This is a genomic window from Aeromonas sp. 3P (assembly GCF_051919745.1).
In the GTDB taxonomy this organism is placed as follows: Bacteria; Pseudomonadota; Gammaproteobacteria; order Enterobacterales; family Aeromonadaceae; genus Aeromonas; species Aeromonas veronii.
In genome coordinates this window covers 3,657,530-3,673,945 of the sequence record NZ_JBQBED010000001.1, presented here as the reverse complement: position 1 = coordinate 3,673,945, position 16,416 = coordinate 3,657,530, and the positions used below count along the sequence as shown (strand labels likewise).

Sequence of the window (16,416 nt, the reverse complement as noted above, 5' to 3'; positions counted from 1 at the left end):
GATCGCCGCATCAGCGCCTGCGACCATCACACCATCAAGAGAGAAAACCCCACGGAGTGGGGTTTTGAATTTCTACACTCTTCGACCAGCTTATTGACCTGAAGGGATCTGCTGGGTAATGCAGTGAATATTGCCACCGCCCAGCAGGATCTCGCGGGCCGGCACGCCGACCACGGTGTGCTCCGGGAAGATCTCTTCCAGAATGCGCTGGGCTTCACCATCGGTGGCGGCATCCAGCAGCGGATAGACAATGCGATCGTTGGTGATGAGGAAGTTCACGTAGGAACCGGCCAGACGGCCTTCTGCCTCGCGCGGCACACCGGTACCGCTCTCGACGCCGGCAGACTCCTCTTCGGTGCAGAACAGCGGGCCCGGCTGGGGCAGCTTCCACACTTTCAGCTTGCGACCCTTGGCATCGACCGCCGCTTCCAGCACCTTGAGGGCGGCCACGGAGCGGGCGTACTGGGGATCGTTCTGGTCATCAGTCCAGTGCAGGGCCACTTCACCCGGACGCACGAAGCAGCACATGTTGTCGATGTGGCCGTCGGTTTCGTCCATGTAGACGCCTTCGTCCAGCCAGATAAAGCTGGTGACGCCCAGATAGTCGCGCAGGTAAGCTTCGATCTGCTCTTTGGTCAGGTGCGGGTTGCGGTTTTCGTTGAGCAGACACTCGGCGGTGGTCAGGCAGGTGCCTTCACCATCGACGTGGATGGAGCCCCCTTCCAGAATCAGCGGCGCATCGTAGCGAGCCATCTCGTGTTGGGTCAGCATCTGGGCTGCCACTTCCTCATCCTGATTCCACGGGTAGTAGAGACCGCCCTTGTGACCACCCCAGGCGTTGAAGCCCCAATCCACACCGCGGCACTCGCCGGCAGCGTTGGTGACGATGGTCGGGCCGGTATCGCGGGCCCAGCAGTCATCGCTGTCCATTTCAACCAGGGTGACGTGGGCGGGCATGATGGCACGAGCCTGCTCCATAAACTGGGCCGGTACCCCCATAAAGACCGGAGTCGCGCCACCGATGGCATCGGCCACCTTGGCGAAGGTCTCTTGCGCGAAGCGACCGGCTACGCGCCAGTTGTCCGGGCGAAACGGCCAGATCATCCAGACGGCCTGCTGGTGCGCCCACTCGGCGGGCATGGTGAAGCCGTCGGCGGCCGGCGTGGAGTTAATGGTCTTGATGCTCATCGCAAGGCTCCTTGCATGGATTGAGGCCCCCGTTTACGCCAGATGCGGCGCGGGAACCCGGAAAAATAAGAGTGGGTCGCAGATTAAGACGTTGCGCCCCCATCCATCAAATGAATAGGATGGATTGTCCCATAAACACGGCGAATAATCCCCCCATGAAACTGCACCAGCTCGACCTCAATCTGCTGCTCGCGTTTGACGCCCTGATGACGCAGGGCAGCGTCACCCGCGCCGCCGAAGCGCTCTTTATCAGCCAGCCCGCCATGAGCCACTCCCTTAACCGGCTGCGCACCTTTCTCGGTGACCCGCTTTTGGTACGCACCCCGCAGGGGATGCTGCCGACCCCGCGCGCCCAGCGGCTGCACCTCGGGGTGCAGCAGGCGCTGCGGCTGCTGGAGCAGCAGCTCACCGAGGAAGAAGAGTTCGAGCCGAGCCAGTCGAAGCGGCGCTTCGTGCTCTGCACCACAGATTACGTGGAGTGCGTGCTGATCCCGCCGCTTATTCAGCGCCTCAGACGGCTGGCGCCCGGGGTCACCATCGAGATCCGCATCCTGCGCGACACCCTGCCGGAGGCGGAACTGGCAAGCGGCGAGATCGATCTGGTGCTGGGCTTTGACGAATACATGCAGGTGCCGGGGTATCTGGGCAAGGAGACCTGGCTCACCGAGCCGCTGGCCGGACTGGTGCGCGCCGATCTGCCCATTGCCAAATCGGCCCCCGCCGGTGCCGAGGATGACCCCTCCCAATGGATGGAGCGCATCACCTTGCAGCAGCTGATCGTCATGCCCCACGTGTTCCACTCGCCGCTGGGTACCTCGGAGGCGAGCCTCGACCGCTATCTGAAAAGTCAGGGCTTTAGCCGCACCATCTCGGTCAACAGCCAGAGCTATATGTCCGCCGCCGCCATCGTCAGCCAGAGCGATCACCTCTTGGTGCTGCCCAGCATGGTGGCCGAGCTGCTCGCCACCCACTGGCCGCTGAAAAGCCTGCCGCTGCCCGCAGACGTGCCCGATTATCACCTCAACTGCGTCTGGCACCCCGTGCACGCCCAGCAACCCGCGCTGGTATGGCTGAAAGATTTGATGAAGGAGCTGGTGGGGCCGAGGTAAGACCGCGGCGTCTGGCATCAAAGATTGATGGAAAAGCCGAGGAAGGGCTGAAACCAGAAACAACAGTGGCTCCCGAGGGAGCCACTGTTGTTTCTGCGATATCGCGTTACGCCCGCAGGGCCCGCATCAGCTGGGCAACCACGTCGTCGAGCAGGGGGCGATCGGGGCGGCACTGGGCGAAGGTGACCAGCCCTTGCAGGTTGATCAGCAGCAGTGTGGTGAGGGTGTGGATATTGCTATCCGGGGCCAGCTCACCCTTGGCCTGCGCCTGGGTCAGCAACTCGGCCAGATCCTGCTCCAGCTCGCCATAGATCCCCTTGACCCGCTGGGTCAGCTCCTCATCCTGCTCGCTCAGCTCCATCATGGTGCGAGTCACCAGACAGGAGCCGCAAAGCGCCTCCCCCACAATCCGGTCGAGATAGGCCGCAAGGCCCGCCAGCGGGCTCGGGTTGTCGAGCAGGGTGCGGCGCAGGGTGCGTTTGTCCTCGACATAGTGATCCACCGCCGCCAGCAGCAGGCCGCGCTTGTTGCCAAAGGCACCGTAGATGCTGCCCGGGTGCAGGCCGGTGGCAGCCACCAGCTCCTGCATGGTGGTCTTGGCATATCCCTTGGCGCGAAACGCTTCCATGGCATTTCGCAGTACCTCGTCCCGATCAAACTCGGCTATGCGCATGGTTCCTCCCGTGGGAAATGGTTCACCGGCAAGGGGCAACAGGGCCCGCCGATAAAGAGTGGCTGGAAAGGGCGGCAAGTTTACCCCAGCCGCCCGCTCGGGCCAACCTTCTTGAACGCGCATTCAAAAAAAGCTTGCGCCCGACGCAAAAAACGTCTTGAATGCACGTTCAAGAATAACCCGTTCAGGACAACCTATCATGAATACCCTGTTTCAGCCGTATCGACTCAATGACACTCTGACCCTGGCCAACCGTTTCATGATGGCCCCGCTCACCCGCTGCATGGCAGGCCCAGGTCTGGTGCCGACCGAGCAGATGGCAGCCTATTACGGCCGCCGCGCCGACATCGGCCTGATTGTTTCAGAGGCCGTCATCATCCGCCCCGACGCGCAGGGCTACCCCAATACCCCGGGCCTCTTCACCCAGGCGCAGATCGATGGCTGGAAGAAAGTCACCAGCGCAGTGCACGCCAAGGGCGGCAAGATCTTCGCCCAGCTGTGGCACGTCGGTCGCCTCTCCCACCCCTTCTTCCATCAGGCTGAAGTGTTGGCCCCCTCTGCCGTGGCGCACGAGGGCACTGTGCCCCGCATGCGCGAGCTGACCTATCAGGTGCCGCGTGCCCTGACCGAGGTGGAAATCGCCCAGCTGGTGCAGGATTACGCCCAGGCCGCTGCCAACGCCATCGAGGCGGGCTTTGACGGGGTGGAGATCCACGGTGCCAACGGCTACCTGATCGACCAGTTCCTGCACCACTCCACCAACCTGCGCACCGACAACTATGGTGGCAGCCCGGAAAAGATGAGCCGCTTCGCGCTGGAAGTGGTCGATGCCATCAGCGCCCGCATCGGCGGTGATCGGGTTGGTATTCGCCTCTCCCCGGGTGCCTATGTCCATCTGGCGGGCAGCCCGGAAGATCGCGCCGTGTTCGACTACCTGCTGGGCAAGCTGAACGATCGCCCGCTGGCCTATATCCACCTCGGCATCTTTGATGACAACCTCACCTTCGATTATCTGGGTGGCCGTGCCTCCGACTATCTGCGCGCCCACTACAAGGGCAATCTGGTCGGGGTGGGCAACTACGACGCCGAGCGCGCCGCTGCGGCCATCGAGGCCAACCGCTTCGATCTGGTGGCCATCGGTCGTCCGCTTATCGCCAACCCGGACTACCTCACCAAGGTGAAGAAGGGAGAAGCACTGGTGCCCTACGCCGACACCATGCTGGCTGAGCTGGTATAACCACGAAGCCATCGCCAGACGACAGGCAATAAAAAACGAGGGGAGCAGTTGCTCCCCTCGTGCTATCTGGCTGATGCGCTGATCAGTTGGTGCGGACTTAATTGGTGCGGAAGAGGGCCTCAATGGAGAGCCCCTGACTCAACAGGATCTCCCGCAGACGGCGCAGCCCCTCCACCTGGATCTGGCGTACCCGCTCGCGGGTCAGGCCAATCTCGGCCCCCACATCCTCGAGGGTGGCGGGCTCGTAACCCAGCAGACCGAAACGACGAGCCAGCACTTCCCGCTGCTTGGGATTGAGCTCCTCCAGCCAGTGCACGATGCTGCTACGCATATCATCTTCCTGTGACTCCAGCTCAGGCCCCATGCCGCGCTCGTCGGAGAGCACATCCAGCAACGCCTTGTCGCGATCGCCACCGATGGGGGTGTCCACCGAGGTGATCTTCTCGTTGAGCTTGAGCATGCGGTTCACGTCGTCCACCGAACGATCCAGCGCGAAGGCGATATCCTCTGCGGTCGGTTCATGATCGAGACGGTGAGAGAGTTCACGCGCGGTGCGCAGGTAAACGTTTAGCTCCTTGACCACATGAATGGGCAGACGGATGGTGCGGGTCTGGTTCATGATGGCCCGCTCTATGGTCTGGCGGATCCACCAGGTGGCGTAGGTGGAGAAACGGAAGCCGCGCTCGGGGTCGAACTTCTCGACCGCACGGATAAGACCGAGGTTGCCCTCTTCGATGAGATCCAGCAGCACCAGGCCGCGGTTGTTGTAACGACGGGCGATTTTCACCACCAGTCGCAGGTTGGACTCGATCATGCGCTTGCGGGCAGCTTTGTCACCCCGCAAGGCACGACGGGCGTAATAGACTTCCTCTTCGGCAGTGAGCAGCGGGGAGAAGCCAATCTCCCCCAGATAGAGTTGCGTGGCATCCATCACCTTGTTCAGCTCAGGTGCCAGCAACTCATCGGAGATAGTCTCGTCCGCCTCGGCGGCAACCTCCTGCAACTCTTCTACCTCGTGAGATTCGGGTTCAGCGTCAAACTCTAACTCTGCATCCTGCATTACCAGTTGTTCTTGGCTCATGGTGTGTCTCCCTGACGTTACCAGAGTAAGACGGTCTCTCTGGGGTTAACGCTTTGGCAAATAGCTCATCGGATTGATCGACTTGCCTCTGTACCGGATCTCGAAATGCAATCGCACATCCGGCGCGTCCGTGCTACCCATATTGGCAATGACCGAGCCCCCCTTGACGCTGTCCCCTTCCTTCACCCGCAACTCGTCGTTGTGTGCGTAAGCGGAGAGATAGTCATCATCATGCTTGAGGATAATCAGCTTGCCGTACCCCCTTAAAGCACTGCCAGCGTATACCACTTTACCGCTGCTGGCGGCGTAGACGGGTTGCCCCTTCTGGCCGGCTATGTCGATCCCCTTGTTACCCTGTTCTGCAACAGAGAACCCCTCGACAATCCGGCCTTTTGCGGGCCAGTGCCAAGCAAGTCTCGACTGGGAGTTGTTTATTTTTTGTTCTTTGGACTGAGCGTATTCCTTCGGTGCTGCCTGAGCAACGGATTTCTGAGAGATGAACGGCGTGGTCTGACCAGATCCACTCGGCTCGGCCAACGGACGCGGACCGCTGCTCGGACGGCTCACGGCCACCGGCGTCACGGTTGCCGGACGGGTCGCAGCCACCATCTGGGTCGAACCGCCGCCTACGGTCTGGACATTGAGCACCTGACCCGGTTGCAGCGCATAGGGGGCGCTCAGGTTGTTGCTCTGGGCCAGCGCCTGCGGCGTCATGCCGAACTGGCGGCCGATGCTGCTCAGGGTATCGCCGCGGCGCACCTCATAGGTACCGGCACTGCGGCTGCTGCCGACACTGGCGCTGGAGCCATCGAGTCGCAGACGCTGCCCCGGATAGATGTTGTAGGGCGGGCTGATATTGTTGAGGCTGGCCAGCGACGGCACGTCGTTGCCGGAGTTGAAGGCGATGGAGTAGAGGGTATCACCCCGTTTCACCACATAGCTGCCGCCCTGAATGGGGGCGCTGACCTGGGCACCGCTTTGGCGAGCCGGAATGGTCGAGACAAACTGCCCCTCATCAACACCATCTACCGGAGCTGCATTTTTACTGGAGGAGCAGGCAAGCAGCAGCCATGACAACACCACGACACTGCTTCCTTGCCAAATACGCGAACGCATAATGGATCCTTAACGACTAAACCAGAAATAGGCCACCACGGCCAGACCAATACAGAGCCAACCGAGCACATCTACGTAGTGCATCAGTTTGCGTTCCATCTTCTCGCCACCCCAGCGCATCAGGCCCGCCACCAGGAAAAAGCGCATGCCACGACCGATGAGGGAGGTGATGATGAAGGGCAGCAGAGCCATTTGCAACAACCCTGCCGTCACGGTAAACACCTTGTAGGGGATAGGGGTGAAGCTGGCAATGAAAATGACCCAGATCCCCCACTGCTCAAACCAGTTGCGAGCAATCTCGATCTTGTCCTGATAGCCCACAGACTCCACCAGTGGCAGCACGACCGGATCCCACAGGGCATAGCCAAGGGCATAGCCAAACAGGGCGCCCAGCACAGAGAAGAGGGTAGCCAGCGTGGCGTAGTGCCACGCCTTGTGGGGCTTGGCGAGCGCCATCGGCGCCAGCATCACATCCACCGGGATCGGCCAGAATACCGACTCGATGAAAGCGGTGATGGAGAGATACCAGGGGGCATGCTTGTGGCGAGCCCACTGCATCACCAGTACGTACAAACGGGAAAACAACTTCACTCAACATCTCCGTCAATCAGGGGAACAAAACGTACCGGCTCCAGAATACGGCTGGTCAGCTGGGATCCGGATCGTTCGATCAGTTGCAGGGTCTGCTGGCTGTCACCCACGGGCAACACCAGTCGACCCCCTTCGGCCAGCTGATCGGTCAGTGCCGTCGGGATCTCGCTCGCCGCGGCCGTCACCAGAATGGCGTCATAAGGCCCCTTGTTGGGCCACCCCAGCCAGCCGTTGCCGTGCTTGGCCGAGACATTGTGCAGATCGAGCTGGCGCAGTCGGCGTCTGGCCTGGAACTGCAGCGACTTGATCCGCTCCACGGTATACACATGCTCCACCAGATGGGCGAGGATCGCCGTCTGGTAGCCCGAGCCAGTGCCAATCTCCAGCACATGGGCCGGATTGTTTTGCATCAGCAACTCGGTCATTCGCGCCACCATATAGGGCTGCGAAATGGTCTGGCCGTGGCCAATGGGCAGGGCGGTGTTGTCCCACGCCTTGTGCGCCATGGCCTCGTCCACGAACAACTGGCGCGGCACTTTCGCGATGGTCGCCAGCACGCGAAAATCGCGAATATCCTGCGCAATGAGCTGATTTAACAGGCGCTGTACTATCACACCACCCTCATCCCTGCAGATCTAACCAGGCCCCCAGACCGGCGAGACTGTCATAGGCAGTCATATCGATGGTCAGGGGGGTAATCGAGACATAGCCCTGCTCGATGGCAGCAAAATCGGTACCGTCACCGGCATCCTGCTGGCTACCGGGGGGGCCGATCCAGTAGATGGGCTGGCCACGGGGATCCTCGGTGCAGATCACCGACTCCGCCCGGTGGCGATTGCCAAGGCGGGTGGTCTTGATCCCCTTGATCTGCTCGAGGGGCAAGTCCGGCACGTTGACGTTGAGGATCTGATCGGCAGGCAGGGGGTGTTTCATCAGCCCCTTCACCAGCAGGGCCGCATAGTGGGCCGCCGTGGCGAAGTGGGTCTTGCCCACCAGCGAGATGGCGATGGAGGGGTAGCCAAGATGGCGCCCCTCGGTGGCCGCGGCGACCGTGCCCGAATAGATGACATCATCCCCCAGGTTGGCACCGTGGTTGATGCCGGCCACCACCATGTCGGGTTCAGGACGCACCAGCTCGTTGACCGCCAGATGCACGCAGTCGGTCGGCGTCCCCTTCACCGCATAGCTCTCGCACCCATTAAAGCCGTTTTCTGCAATGCGGGTAACCCGCAGCGGTACTTCCAGCGTCAGGGAGTGACTCGCGCCGCTACGGTTGCGATCCGGCGCCACCACAATGACCTCGCCGCAGGCGCGCAGCGCCTCGCTGAGGGCACGAATGCCCTCGGCATGCACACCATCATCATTACTGACCAGAATTCGCATCGGTTTGATTCCTGAAACCGTGATCGGCCTCTTCGGCCTGCATTAACTCGCGCACCACGCTGGTGGCAAACGCGCCCGCCGGCAGGAAGAAGGAGAGGGTCAACGCCTCGCCGTCCAGCTGCCAGCTCATCTGCTCCGGCTTGAGCAGCAGGGGGCGCCTGTCCTGATCCAGCCCCGCTTTCTCCAGCCCGTCACACCAATCGCTATAAGGAGCCAGCACGCCCTGTTCGAACTCGGCAGCGGCGCCCTGACTGGCCAGGCGGCCACGCCCCCACTGGGGGGCGGTGAGCTGCACGTCGCCGGAGGCAAGACGCGCTTCCAGCTCGGGGGTCACGCTCTCTTCGCTGAAGATGGAGTGGCTGCCCTTGAGCATCACGCAATCACCGGCCAGCAGCTGATGAGCCAGCCCCTGCCCGATACGGGCGCTGACGATGGCGTTGAACAGCATGCTGCGGGCGGCAGAGAGGTAGAGGGAGCGCTTGTTGCGATCCTTGATCCGCTTGCCGGCAAACATCGCCTTGGCCGCTTCCAGGTTGTTGCCATCGCGGCCAAAACGCTGCTCACCATAGTAGTTGGGCACGCCCTGGGCAGCGATGGCCTGCAGGCGCGCTTCCAGCCCGTCGGCCTGTTCCAGACCGGTGAGACGCAGGGTGAAGTGGTTGCCCTTGAGATAGCCAACCCGCAGCTTCTTGTTGTGGCGCTTCACCTCGAGGATCCGGATGCTGTCGCTCTCAATGACGGAGAGGTTCGGCTCGCCCTTGCCCGGCAGGTGAATGCCGAACCACTGCTCGGTCACCGCGTGGCGATCTTTCAGGCCCGCCCAGGTCACCGCATTGCGGTTGACACCGGCCGCATCGGCCAGCAGACCCGCCACCCAGGCGGTGTTTTCGCCGGTTTTGCGCACACGGACGAAGATGTGCTCCCCTTCACCGCAAGGCTCGAAGCCGAGATCTTCATTCACCACGAAGTCGGCGGCCTCGGCCTTGAGGATACCGCGGGCAGTGGGCGCCCCGTGCAGATAGGCAAGTTGTTCCAGCATTATTGTTTCACCAGTAGGACGACGGCTTCGGTGGCGATCCCTTCCTTGCGCCCCGTAAACCCAAGCTGTTCGGTGGTGGTCGCCTTGACGTTCACCCGGTTCAAATCACATTGCAGATCGGCGGCCAGCACGGCGCACATGGCGTCGATATGGGGCGCCATTTTGGGGGCCTGGGCGATGATGGTCACATCCAGATTGCCGATGGCATACCCCGCCTGCTGTACCCAGGCAAAGACATCCCGCAGCAGAATGCGACTGTCGATCCCCTTGAACTCGGCAGCGGTATCGGGGAAGTGGCGACCGATGTCACCGGCACCGATGGCCCCCAGCAGGGCATCGCTTACCGCGTGCAGCACCACATCGCCGTCGGAGTGGGCAACCAGCCCCTGCTCGTAGGGAACCGGCACGCCACCCAGCATGCAGGGGCCAACACCACCAAATTTATGGACATCAAAACCATGACCAATGCGCATCATCAGCAGCAACCTCCCAACATGCTGAAACCAACCCCATCAATTTTGTGTACGTCCACACCATGTCCAATCCGGATCATGCTAACTCCTTGTTCGGGCCTGTTTGTTCGAGACACTCTGCTCTGAACGGTCTGTTCTGACTGAGGGGCTTATGCCTGCTGGCTTAAAAACAGCCCCGCCAGCGACAAGTCTTCCGGCCGGGTCACTTTGATATTGTCGGCGCGCCCCTCCACCATCCGCACCGTGAATCCGGCCCGCTCCATGGCAGAGGCCTCGTCGGTGATGGTGGCGCCCAGCAGCAGCCCCTCTTCCAGTGCCCGCTTCAGGGCACGGGTCGGGAACATCTGCGGCGTCAGGGCATGCCAGAGCTGCTCGCGCTCGACGGTAGCGATGATATTGCCCTCGCCATCGGAGCGTTTCATGGTATCGCGCACCCGACTGCCGAGAATGGCACCGCCACAGTTCATGGCCGTGGCAATCAGCGCATCGAGATCGCCGTGAGTCAGGCAGGGGCGGGCCGCATCGTGCACCAGCACCCACACCCCTTGCGCTACATGGAGACCATTGAGGACGGAAAAGGCGCGCTCGGCGCCTCCCTCTACCCGCACAATCCGCGGGTCGGCCGCCACGGGCAGGGCCTCGAACCAGCGATCATGGGGCGCCAGTGCCACGATCACCTGGGCGATGGCCGGGTGGGAGAGCAGCCGCTCCAGGGTATGTTCGAGAATGGTTTTACCCGCCAGTTGCAGGTACTGCTTGGGACAATCGGCCCCCATCCGGCTGCCAATACCGGCGGCAGGGACGATCGCCGTCAGGCCGGATACCCGGCTGGCATCAGTCATCGTAGGGCTCATCGTCCGGCGCTGTCTCTTTGTCTTTCTCTTTGGGGATGATCCGGTAGAAGGTCTCCCCCTGCTTGATGTAACCCAGATCGTTGCGCGACAACTCCTCGATGGCCTCGAGGCCAGAGGTGAGATCATCTATCTCGCGGTAAATGAGGTCGTTACGATCCTTGAGAGTCTGGTTGTCCCGCTGTTGCTGCGAGATAGCCTCCGACAGGTTCTGATAATCGGATAGCCCGTTCTTCCCCAGCCAGAGGTCATATTGCAGTCCCCCCAGCAGGAGGATCAGGATCAGGGTGAATAGCCGCATGCACTAGGTCTCCTTCAGGCGGCCTAGTGTCCCATATTCGGTGCCAAGACAAAAGAAAGCGAGCACCCGGGAGCCACCGGCCGAACATAAAAAAGTGCCCAAGAGTGAATCAGATAGCACAAAGCCCCGCCAAACCGGTGCAAGGATGGCCAACCAGGGCGCTCCTTGTCCGGGGGCAGGGCTCTCAATCAGAAAGCGGTAAGGGGGATCAGTTCACCGCGACCGGCTCTCCCGCGCTCTCGGCCGGAGTGTTGTACTCCTCCTCGGCATCGCGAAAACGCTCCAGCATCGCTTTTGAGGGTGCTTCGCCCAGCAGGCTGCCCACCACGATGGCCAGCAGTGCGAACAGGAAGCCCGGGATGATCTCATACAGCCCCAGCCAGCCGAACTGCTTCCAGACGATGACGGTGATGGCACCGACCAGCATGCCCGCCAGCGCGCCGTTGCGGGTCATTCGCGGCCACAGAACCGAGAGCAGCACAACGGGGCCGAAGGCGGCACCGAAACCGGCCCAGGCGTAGCTCACCAGCCCCAGTACCCGGTTTTCCGGATTCATGGCAACGGCGATGGCAATCACCGCGATCAGCAGCACCATCAGGCGACCCACCCACACCAGCTCACGCTGGGAGGCGTTCTTGCGCAGGAACGGCTTGTAAAGATCCTCGGTGATGGCGCTGGAGCAGACCAGTAATTGACAACTTAGAGTGCTCATCACCGCCGCCAGAATGGCGGAGAGCAGCACCCCGGCGATCCAGGGGTTGAACAGGATCTTGGAGAGCTCGATAAAGACCCGCTCCGGGTTGCCGGTCACTCCAGCCGCCACTTCCGGGAAGCGGGCGAAGTAGGCCAGCCCGAAGAAGCCGATGGCCACCGCACCAACGAGGCAGAACACCATCCAGGTCATGCTGATACGGCGGGCATTGGCCATGGAGTGGTGGGAATCCGCCGCCATGAAACGGGCCAGAATGTGGGGCTGACCGAAGTAGCCAAGACCCCAGGCCATCAGCGAGACAATGGCGATCACATCCAGATTCTTGAACATGTCGAGGTTGGTGGCGCTCTTGGCGGCCACCTCGATCATGGCGCTGTCTATCCCGCCGACGGCGATGATGACGAAGACCGGGGTCAGGATCAGGGCGAAGATCATCAGGGTCGCCTGCACCGTGTCGGTCCAGCTCACCGCGAGGAAGCCGCCGAAGAAGGTGTAGGTGATGGTGGCGGCGGCACCGACCCAGAGGGCGGTGTTGTAATCCATGCCGAAGGTGCTCTCGAACAGACGGGCACCGGCCACCACGCCGGAGGCGCAATAGATGGTGAAGAAGAGCAGGATCACCAGCGCCGAGAGGATGCGCAGTACCTTGCTGTGATCTTCAAAGCGATAGGTGAAATAGTCCGGCAGGGTCAGGGCATTGCGGTTCTTCTCGGTATGTACCCGCAGGCGACCCGCTACCCAGCGCCAGTTGAGGTAGGCGCCGATGACCAGACCGATGGCGATCCAGCTCTCGGAGATGCCGCTGACGAAGACGGCGCCGGGCAGGCCCATCAGCAACCAGCCGCTCATGTCGGAAGCGCCGGCAGAGAGAGCTGTGACCCAGCTTCCCATCCGGCGGCCGCCCAGAATGTAGTCATCAAAGTTGCGGGTGGCGCGATAGGCGACGAAGCCGATCAACACCATCCCGAGGATATACACCAGGAAGGTGATTAACATGGGTGTGCTAGCTGTCATGCAAAACTCCGTTTTGTGTCATTTTCTGCCCGCTCTGGTGACGGGCTCATCCCTAAAAAACCGGCCTAGCTTAATCAGCCGTTCGCGCCAGCTCAACCACTTTTAACAAACACAAAACACAATAAAAACCTTTGCGCATCAAATCATCTGCCGCATCAAGAGGATGGCGCCAGATTTCCTGCCGTGGCCGTGACGGCCATATCGTCGCAACGGCGACTATTGAGCGTTATGTTTTCACATTTTGTTACTATCCATTTTTTTACAAGCCAGCGCCCCGCTCCTACACTCCCCGCCCTGTCTCATCACACCAGTCAGAGGTCGGCACCATGTCATCTCATCTGTCACACCTGCGAACCCTCGCCCGCCGCCTTCACCCGGTGGAGGAGTCGGGTCATCTCATCCGACGGGCCAAGTATGTGGGGCGTCTCTGGCTCAATCCCGGCGCCCGCGCCCTCTATCGCCAGCAGCAGGAGCAACCGCTGCTGGCGCAGGCGATCAGCCGCTTCCCCGATATTCTGGAAAAGCCGATCCACCCCTATCGCCACAAGGGGCTCCGCAAGCGCCTGCGAGCCGGACTTATCAGCGGCCACTACCAGCAGCTGGCTCGCCAGCTGCCCAAGGCGCAACAGCTGGCGATCTACAGCGGGCGCGGCCTGCTGCTGGCACAGTGGCAGAGCGACAAGCTGACGGCGCCGCTGACCCTGCAACTGGATTACCAAACCCACATGGGCAAAGAGGGGGAGATGAGCCTGACCCTCAAGCTGGGTGACGCGGCGCTCTATTACATGGCCCTCAATCTGCGCCCCGCGCCAAACCCGACCCTCGAGATCTGTTCGCTGCAGGGCGGCAAGGGGCAGAGCGAGGAGATCAAGCAGGTCACCAAGGCGTGCGGCGGACTGCGCCCCATGTCCCTGCTGGTCTATATGGCCGCCGAGCTGGCCCGGGGGTTGGCGTGCAAAAGCCTGCTCGGGATCCGCACCCAAAGCCACGTCTATCAGAGCAGCAAGCGCACCGCCGATCGGGTCAAGTTCGATCTCGACGGCTTGTGGCAGGAGCATCAGGGCTGCGTGCAGGATGAACTCTGGATGAGCCTGCCGCTGGAGGTGCCCCGCAAGACGCTGGAGGAGATCCCCTCCCGCAAGCGGGCCAGCTACAAGGCGCGCTATCAGCTGCTCGATCAGCTCGGCAGCGAGCTGCAGACAAATCTGCTGCGAAGCTGAGTCAGCACAGCAGAAAAACAAAGGGCGAACAGTATGCTGTTCGCCCTTTGTCGTGACGGGGATTTGCCGTTAGCGGTTGATCGCCATCGGCATGCCGTTGCGCTGCTCCAGCGCCTGCTTCACCAGTTGGGAGTCGCTGTCGGCGTGGGCAATGAAGCGGGTCACCGCCGGGGTCATCGGCAGCGGTGCCGGCAGCTTGGAGTTGAACTCCTCTTCGCTGCGCGACAGCGGCTGGTGCACTTCCAGATAGCGGACGCCGTTGGGCTCGAGGGAGGCCTTGATCGGCTGGTTGACGAACTGGACGCGAGTACCGACCGGTACCTGCTTGAACAGGTAGGCGATGTCGTCGTTGCGCAGACGCACGCAACCGTGGCTCACCCGCAGGCCGATGCCGAAGTTGGCGTTGGTACCGTGGATGGCGTACATCTTGCCGATGTAGAGGGCAAACAGACCCATGGGGTTGTCCGGGCCGGCTGGCCATACCGCAGGTAGGCTCTCGCCACGGGCGGCATATTCGGCATGCATCTTGGCGGTCGGGGTCCAGGTCGGGCCCGCTTTCTTGCGCTGCACACTGGTCACCCAGTTTTCCGGAGTATCGGTACCGAGCTGGCCGATGCCGATGGGCAGCACTTCCACCACTTTTTTACCCTTGGGGTAGTAGTAGAGGCGCATCTCGGCCACGTTCAGCACGATCCCTTCACGGGGTGCATCCGGCAGGATCAGTTGCTGGGGGATCACCAGCTTCTCGCCGGTCTGTACCAGCAGGGGATCCGCATCGGGGTTGGCTTCGGTCATGTTGGTGAGCCCCAGCTGGAATTTGGCCGCAATGGCCTCCAGCGGCTGGCCGTTCTCTTCGGCCGGAACCACATATTCCAGATTTTCCCCTACCAGACGGCTGTTGGCCGCAGGCAGAGCATATTCAACAGCGAAAACCGGCGCAGCGGTCAGCAGCAGGCTGTAGCAGAGTGTTGCCACACTATTGCGAAGGAGCTTCATAACTTTCCCATGATGATGACTTTAAGTGACGTCTCTGGGCTGGCAGCTGATCAAGAGGGGATCAGGGGCGCGAAGAGAAGGCCGCCATTTTTCTCCTCTGCACGGTAAATTTCAACTGACAAGTGGCGACGGGTCGATGATTAATATGCGGTTTTTTCCGCGTCCTCGACCCGCCCCATTTCCCTGTTTATCCCCGTTGCCAGGCACGCATATCGTAACCTGTGGGAGATTGATGCAACCGCAGATGAAATTGCTCAATGATGGCGAATATATGGTCGAAAATATCGGCCTGGATCCCTTCGTAATCGGCCCATGCGGTAGTCGCGGTAAAGCAGTAAATTTCCAGCGGCAGACCGTCTGACGTGGGTGCCAGCTGGCGCACCATCAGGGTCATGTCCTTGCGAATGCCGGGGTGAGCACGTAGGTAGGCATCCAGATAGGCGCGCAGGGTGCCGAGGTTGGTGAGGTGACGACCGTTGATGGGGCAGCTCAGGGCATCGCTCAGCTGCTGATTGTAGGCACTCAGCTCCTGCTCCTTGCGGCTCAGATAGGGTGCCAGCAGCTGCGCTTGCTTGAGCTGCAACTGCTCATCGGCTGTCAGAAAACGCACGCTGGTCATGTCGATATTGACGCTGCGCTTGATGCGACGGCCGCCCGACTCGGTCATCCCCTGCCAGTTCTTGAAAGAGTCGGAGATCAGGGCATAGGTAGGAATGGTGGTAATGGTCTTGTCCCAGTTCGACACCTTGACCGTGGTAAGCCCGATGTCGGTCACCTCGCCATCGGCGCCGTACTTGTCCATCTGCAGCCAGTCACCGACGCTCAGCATCCGGTTGGCGGAGAGCTGGATCCCCGCCACCAGCCCGAGGATGGGGTCCTTGAATACCAGCATCAGCACTGCGGTCATGGCACCCAGACCGCTGAACAGGAACAGCGGCGACTTGCCGAGCAGCAGGGCGATCATCAGGATGCCCACCAGAATGCTGCCTACCAGCTTGGCCCCCTGGAAGATGCCGCGCAGGGGCAAATCCCGACCAAGGCGGGTATAGCGGCTCACCGACAACAGGCAGTCGAGCAGGGCGAAGAAGGCCAGCAGCAGGAACAGCAAGATCCAGAGCTGGGCCACCATCTCGATAAGCTTGAGGCTGTCCGATTGACGGGGCAGCCAGATCTCCGCCTGACCGAGCAGCACGGCGCCCTGCAGCACGAAGGCGAGCCGGTTGAAGAGGCGCTGTTGCAGCTGGGGCGGCAGCCACACCTGCTTGGCCTTGCCGAGGATCCCCACCAGCCGGACCAGCAGCACCCGGTGCAGCGCCATGTGCAGCAGCAACGAGGTGATGACGATAAAGCCCAGCGCGATCACCAGCGCCATCATGCTGGTCACTTCCACCCCAAGGCCCGACAACCAGTTAAAAAACGCCTCTTTCATTGC

The 16,416-nt window shown here is 61.4% G+C and carries 17 protein-coding genes; 3 read left to right on the top strand and 14 right to left on the bottom strand.

What is annotated here, in order from left to right; all coding sequences use genetic code 11:
- Window positions 1-90: 90 nt before the first annotated feature.
- Window positions 91-1,188, bottom strand: coding sequence for an agmatine deiminase (aguA, locus tag ACTG19_RS17120; RefSeq protein WP_156853531.1), 1,098 nt, complete (start codon window positions 1,186-1,188; stop codon window positions 91-93).
- 155 nt (window positions 1,189-1,343) lie between these two features.
- On the opposite strand from aguA, the gene ACTG19_RS17115 reads away from it, so the two are divergent.
- Window positions 1,344-2,297 carry a LysR family transcriptional regulator gene (locus tag ACTG19_RS17115; protein WP_113739763.1) on the top strand — a complete coding sequence of 318 codons (954 nt, stop codon included), beginning with the start codon at window positions 1,344-1,346 and terminating at the stop codon, window positions 2,295-2,297.
- Window positions 2,298-2,403: 106 nt separating this feature from the next.
- Here ACTG19_RS17115 and ACTG19_RS17110 read toward each other — a convergent pair whose 3' ends face one another.
- Window positions 2,404-2,970: a TetR/AcrR family transcriptional regulator gene (locus ACTG19_RS17110; protein ID WP_439989314.1), complete on the bottom strand. Its 567-nt coding sequence runs from the start codon at window positions 2,968-2,970 to the stop codon at window positions 2,404-2,406.
- A gap of 199 nt (window positions 2,971-3,169) precedes the next feature.
- Between ACTG19_RS17110 and ACTG19_RS17105 the strand changes: the two genes are divergently transcribed.
- On the top strand, window positions 3,170-4,207 hold the full coding sequence (locus ACTG19_RS17105; protein WP_193860972.1) for an alkene reductase: 1,038 nt from the start codon (window positions 3,170-3,172) through the stop codon (window positions 4,205-4,207).
- Between the two features lie 97 nt (window positions 4,208-4,304).
- Here the strand turns inward: ACTG19_RS17105 and rpoS are convergent, their stop codons facing one another.
- The 10 genes from rpoS to putP form a co-directional block, all read right to left on the bottom strand.
- Window positions 4,305-5,288 carry an RNA polymerase sigma factor RpoS gene (gene rpoS / locus ACTG19_RS17100; protein WP_005335504.1) on the bottom strand — a complete coding sequence of 328 codons (984 nt, stop codon included), beginning with the start codon at window positions 5,286-5,288 and terminating at the stop codon, window positions 4,305-4,307.
- A gap of 45 nt (window positions 5,289-5,333) precedes the next feature.
- On the bottom strand, window positions 5,334-6,404 hold the full coding sequence (locus ACTG19_RS17095) for a LysM peptidoglycan-binding domain-containing protein (protein ID WP_227095214.1): 1,071 nt from the start codon (window positions 6,402-6,404) through the stop codon (window positions 5,334-5,336).
- Window positions 6,405-6,413: 9 nt separating this feature from the next.
- Window positions 6,414-6,995 carry a YqaA family protein gene (locus ACTG19_RS17090; protein ID WP_021229508.1) on the bottom strand — a complete coding sequence of 194 codons (582 nt, stop codon included), beginning with the start codon at window positions 6,993-6,995 and terminating at the stop codon, window positions 6,414-6,416.
- Window positions 6,992-7,609 (bottom strand): protein-L-isoaspartate(D-aspartate) O-methyltransferase, encoded by a 618-nt coding sequence (locus tag ACTG19_RS17085; RefSeq protein WP_005335507.1) that lies wholly within the window; start codon window positions 7,607-7,609, stop codon window positions 6,992-6,994. Before ACTG19_RS17085 ends, ACTG19_RS17090 begins: the two co-directional genes overlap by 4 nt.
- A 7-nt stretch (window positions 7,610-7,616) precedes the next feature.
- Window positions 7,617-8,378 carry a 5'/3'-nucleotidase SurE gene (gene surE, locus ACTG19_RS17080; RefSeq protein WP_040068372.1) on the bottom strand — a complete coding sequence of 254 codons (762 nt, stop codon included), beginning with the start codon at window positions 8,376-8,378 and terminating at the stop codon, window positions 7,617-7,619.
- Window positions 8,359-9,417, bottom strand: coding sequence for a tRNA pseudouridine(13) synthase TruD (truD, locus tag ACTG19_RS17075; protein WP_439989312.1), 1,059 nt, complete (start codon window positions 9,415-9,417; stop codon window positions 8,359-8,361). Before truD ends, surE begins: the two co-directional genes overlap by 20 nt.
- Complete coding sequence (ispF, locus tag ACTG19_RS17070) at window positions 9,417-9,893, bottom strand: 2-C-methyl-D-erythritol 2,4-cyclodiphosphate synthase (RefSeq protein WP_439989311.1); 477 nt, start codon at window positions 9,891-9,893, stop codon at window positions 9,417-9,419. Before ispF ends, truD begins: the two co-directional genes overlap by 1 nt.
- A gap of 146 nt (window positions 9,894-10,039) precedes the next feature.
- The gene (ispD, locus tag ACTG19_RS17065) at window positions 10,040-10,732 is read right to left on the bottom strand and encodes a 2-C-methyl-D-erythritol 4-phosphate cytidylyltransferase (RefSeq protein ID WP_439989310.1); all 693 of its coding nucleotides are present in this window, start codon (window positions 10,730-10,732) and stop codon (window positions 10,040-10,042) included.
- Window positions 10,725-11,042: a cell division protein FtsB gene (gene ftsB, locus ACTG19_RS17060; RefSeq protein WP_005335520.1), complete on the bottom strand. Its 318-nt coding sequence runs from the start codon at window positions 11,040-11,042 to the stop codon at window positions 10,725-10,727. The genes ispD and ftsB overlap by 8 nt, the downstream gene beginning before the upstream one ends.
- Window positions 11,043-11,250: 208 nt before the next feature.
- Window positions 11,251-12,768, bottom strand: a complete 1,518-nt coding sequence (gene putP, locus ACTG19_RS17055; RefSeq protein WP_439989309.1) for a sodium/proline symporter PutP — start codon at window positions 12,766-12,768, stop codon at window positions 11,251-11,253.
- 326 nt (window positions 12,769-13,094) lie between these two features.
- Between putP and ACTG19_RS17050 the strand changes: the two genes are divergently transcribed.
- Window positions 13,095-13,988 carry a VirK/YbjX family protein gene (locus ACTG19_RS17050; RefSeq protein WP_111901393.1) on the top strand — a complete coding sequence of 298 codons (894 nt, stop codon included), beginning with the start codon at window positions 13,095-13,097 and terminating at the stop codon, window positions 13,986-13,988.
- A 69-nt stretch (window positions 13,989-14,057) separates the two neighbouring features.
- On the opposite strand, the gene ACTG19_RS17045 is transcribed toward ACTG19_RS17050, so the two are convergent.
- Both ACTG19_RS17045 and ACTG19_RS17040 read right to left on the bottom strand, forming a co-directional pair.
- Window positions 14,058-14,984, bottom strand: a complete 927-nt coding sequence (locus ACTG19_RS17045; protein ID WP_005354531.1) for a L,D-transpeptidase family protein — start codon at window positions 14,982-14,984, stop codon at window positions 14,058-14,060.
- Window positions 14,985-15,171: 187 nt separating this feature from the next.
- A complete protein-coding gene (locus tag ACTG19_RS17040; RefSeq protein ID WP_108542324.1) occupies window positions 15,172-16,413 on the bottom strand; it encodes a mechanosensitive ion channel family protein in 1,242 nt (413 codons plus the stop codon).
- Window positions 16,414-16,416: the final 3 nt, after the last annotated feature.